The sequence below is a fragment of the Candidatus Infernicultor aquiphilus genome (assembly GCF_002784285.1).
GTDB lineage: Bacteria > Atribacterota > Phoenicimicrobiia > Phoenicimicrobiales > Phoenicimicrobiaceae > Infernicultor > Infernicultor aquiphilus.
Map to the genome: position 1 here is coordinate 1 of NZ_PFKO01000395.1, position 3,623 is coordinate 3,623.

At 35.2% G+C, this 3,623-nt stretch carries 3 protein-coding genes; 2 read left to right on the forward strand and 1 reads right to left on the reverse strand.

Annotated features, from left to right (window positions below):
* The first annotated feature begins 140 nt into the window (after positions 1 to 140).
* Positions 141 to 2,819, forward strand: a complete 2,679-nt coding sequence (locus COZ07_RS10995; RefSeq protein WP_406608605.1) for an alpha-mannosidase — start codon at positions 141 to 143, stop codon at positions 2,817 to 2,819.
* Between the two features lie 179 nt (positions 2,820 to 2,998).
* Positions 2,999 to 3,130: a hypothetical protein gene (locus COZ07_RS11000; protein WP_406608606.1), complete on the forward strand. Its 132-nt coding sequence runs from the start codon at positions 2,999 to 3,001 to the stop codon at positions 3,128 to 3,130.
* A gap of 14 nt (positions 3,131 to 3,144) precedes the next feature.
* Here the strand turns inward: COZ07_RS11000 and COZ07_RS11005 are convergent, their stop codons facing one another.
* On the reverse strand, positions 3,145 to 3,429 hold the full coding sequence (locus COZ07_RS11005; RefSeq protein WP_406608607.1) for a DUF5752 family protein: 285 nt from the start codon (positions 3,427 to 3,429) through the stop codon (positions 3,145 to 3,147).
* Positions 3,430 to 3,623 lie beyond the last annotated feature (194 nt).

The window sequence follows — 3,623 nt, forward strand, 5'->3', positions numbered from 1 at the left end:
TTTGATAAAATATTAGCAGCATGACTCTTACTTTCAGGCTCATCTTGCGTTGGATAAGACTCTTGTAACCACATCTTGAAGCCAGGACACCTCAATTGTATCAGACAATTAATATCTTATTATACGAGGAGAAAATTATAGTGGCTAATATTAATAAAAAACCATATAAGGCATTCATTGTGCCCCATACTCATTGGGATAGAGAATGGTATCAGACCTTTCAACAATTTAGAATTAGATTAATCGACCTCATAAATAATTTAATCGATATTTTAGAAAAGGATGAAACCTTTAGTGATTTTACCTTAGATGGCCAAACCATTGTTCTGGAGGATTATCTGGAAGTCCATCCTGAAAGAAGGGAAGTTCTAAAAAAATATATCACCGAAGGCAGAATTCATGTCGGTCCCTGGTATATTCTCCCTGATGAATTTTTGGTGAGTGCCGAATCAATGGTCAGAAATTTGCTCTTAGGTCACAAAATTGCCTCTGAATTTGGCAGGGTAATGAAGGTCGGTTATATACCTGATCCCTTTGGTCATATAACCCAGATGCCCCAAATTTTAAGGGGTTTTGGAATTGATAATATTATTTTCTGGCGTGGTATAGAATATAATCAAACTCAAGGGAATGAGTTTATCTGGCATGGTCCGGATGGAACAGAACTTTTTGCGGTTCATTTACCCCAAGCCGGTTATGGTAACGCCCAGAATTTGCCGGAAGATGTAGAGAAAACTTACCAGGTTATAAAAGGGGCTATTGATGATTTATTATCCCGAGAGACCTCGAAGTCACTATTATTATTAAATGGATCTGATCATTTAGAGGCTCAATCTCATATCCCTCGTTTAGTAAAAGAGCTAAATAAACGTTTTACAGATATTGAGATAAAACAAGGAAACCTGGAAGAGTATATAGATTATGCTAAGGAGACGGTGAGGCCTAATCTTAATAAAGTTACCGGTGAATTTAGATCAGGTAAAGATGCTCCAATTATACAGAGTGTATATTCGTCCAGGATGTATATCAAACAGGCTAACGAAAGATGTGAAACTCTTTTAGAAAATTGGGCCGAACCGATAGCTTCTCTGGCTTGGTTATTGGGTCGAAATTATCCAGAGAATTTAATCTGGACCAGCTGGAAATGGTTATTAAAAAATCACCCTCATGATAGTATCTGTGGCTGTAGTATTGATCAAGTGCATAAAGAGATGCTGACCCGTTTCGATTGGTCCAGACAGATTACCCAAGAAGTAGTTAATAAAAATTTAGATTATATTGTTGGGAAAATCAAGATCAATTATATAAAGGAAGATGAACTGGTTTTGGTGGTTTTCAATCCTCTGCCTTATCCCCTTGATGAGAATGTAGAGGCAAGGGTTAAATTTACTAAAGAGATTAACTTAAATGGCGTGAAGGTTTTAACCGCGGAAAGAGAAGAGATTCCTTATCAATTAAAAGGGTATGGTTTAGACCATAAAGTTTCTGAAGTAAATTATGCGGATATATCTTTTACTGCTAAAGATATTCCAGCTTGTGGTTATAAAACTTTTATCATTAAAGCAATTAATGAGTTAAAAATTTCTAAAGAATATGAGACTGATATAAAGGCTGGCAGAGATTACATTGAAAATAAATATTATAGAGTAATTGCTGAAGAGGGTAATGGAACAATAACCATTATGGACAAGTTAAATAATAAAGTTTTTAAGAATGGTCATAGATTGGTAGATGGAGGAGATGCAGGTGATGAATATACTTATTCCCCTCCTTTGAATGATCAGATAGTAATTAGTCAATTAAATAATATCAGCACCAAAGATGTGGGTTCAGCCGAAGCTACTTTAAATATATCGGGAAAAATGATATTACCAGTTGGATTAAAATCGGATAGGAAATCTCGAGCAGATAAGAAAGTAGAGTGTTCTATTGAATCTGAAATAAAATTGTATAGTGAAATTCAGAGAATAGAATTTAAAACAAAATTTGATAATGAAGCCTGTGATCATCGTTTGCGGGTAGAATTTCCTACTGCCATTAAAACAGATCAGGTTTACGCTGAGGGTCATTTTGATGTAGTAAAACGGCTTATTAAGTTCCCTGACAGTGAAGGATGGGTAGAAAAAGCTTATAAAACTGCTCATAATTCAGGATTTGTAGATATTAATGATGGCAAATATGGACTGGCGATATTAAATAAGGGGTTACCTGAATATGAAATAATACCTGATCATAATACCATAGCCTTAACTTTAGTTCGCAGTGTAGGTTGGTTATCGAGGGGGGATTTGGAATATAGGAAGGAGAATGCTGGTCCTTCCCTACCAACACCAGAAGCTCAGTGTTTAGGAGAAAATATTTTTTCTTATGCAGTGATTCCCCATCCGGGCAATTGGGCTGAGGCCCGTATTCCCCAAAAGACAAGACAATACAAGACCAAAGTATTAACTAAACAATTAAAGAATCAACCAGGAAATCTTGCAGATAAATATAGTTTTATAGAATTAGAAGGTGAATATTTAGGGATTAGTGCCATTAAAAAGAATGAATTTGAAGACAAATTGGTAGTCCGAGTTTATAATCCTACTGATAGAGAGATCACTGGAAAGATTAAATTAGGATTTAATATGCATAAAGTCTACCTTGGGAAGTTGGATGAAAGTTATGGGACAGAATTACCATATATTGATGTTGATGAAGTTAAAATAGAGCTTAAACCGAGGGAAATAAAGACTATGATTTTAGATATAGATAGGGGGTCAGGTCTCCAGAGATTTACTCCAGCTTATGCTGAGGAAGTTAAAAAACGTGTCTATTAAGGTCGTAAATATCGAAATCGAAAGAGGTATAAATATATGACCTCCAGAGAGAGAATTCTCCTTGCTCTCCAACATCAAGAAACGGATCGTGTACCAATAGACCTCGGTGGGATTAAGGTGGTGGATGTGACACCCAAAGGATACTTCCCTTCGGTACCTTAGAAGAAGTTGAAGATGACGTGAAGAAGAGGATCGATATCTTTGCTCCAGGAGGAGGGTTTGTCTTCGCTGCCATCCATAATATTCAAAAAGAGGTATCTCCAGAGAAATGCCTGAGGCTTTTCGATACTGCCAGAGATTATGGAAAATAAAAATTCTTTCTATTTTATTTTTGGATATATTTTTCTATTGATTTTAACATACTAGTCGGATGACGGGCGTCGTTTATTCGGCGAGCCAGCTCCTTTTCCCCGAATACATCGCGAATCCAGCTGGCAAAATCATTATTCTTCTCATTTACATGAAAAGAAAATAAATCCTGGTCCATATCTTTTAAACTTTCCATTAATTCAGCGATATTTTTTAGCTTTTTTCCATTGTTTAAATAAAAATAATGCTGTGTTGATGGAGCCTCTTGACCGATATCGATATGTTTGTATTTTTTTGCCATTTCTTTTCTAACCTCCTATTTTTTTAAAATCTATCCAATTTTCATGATGAATTTGCAAATATTTTAACTGTATGATACCATTTCACACAACACATATCAAGGGAAAGAATTGCTTTTTTTATTTTTCACCGCTAAAGAACGGCAAAATTATTAATTTTTTAAATGACTTATCGGAAAAAAGAAAAGAATAAGTC

What these genes read in the sequence shown, in the direction of transcription:
- COZ07_RS11005 (WP_406608607.1), bottom strand. Translation starts at nt 3,429, where the DNA reads ATGGCAAAAAAATACAAACATATCGATATCGGTCAAGAGGCTCCATCA.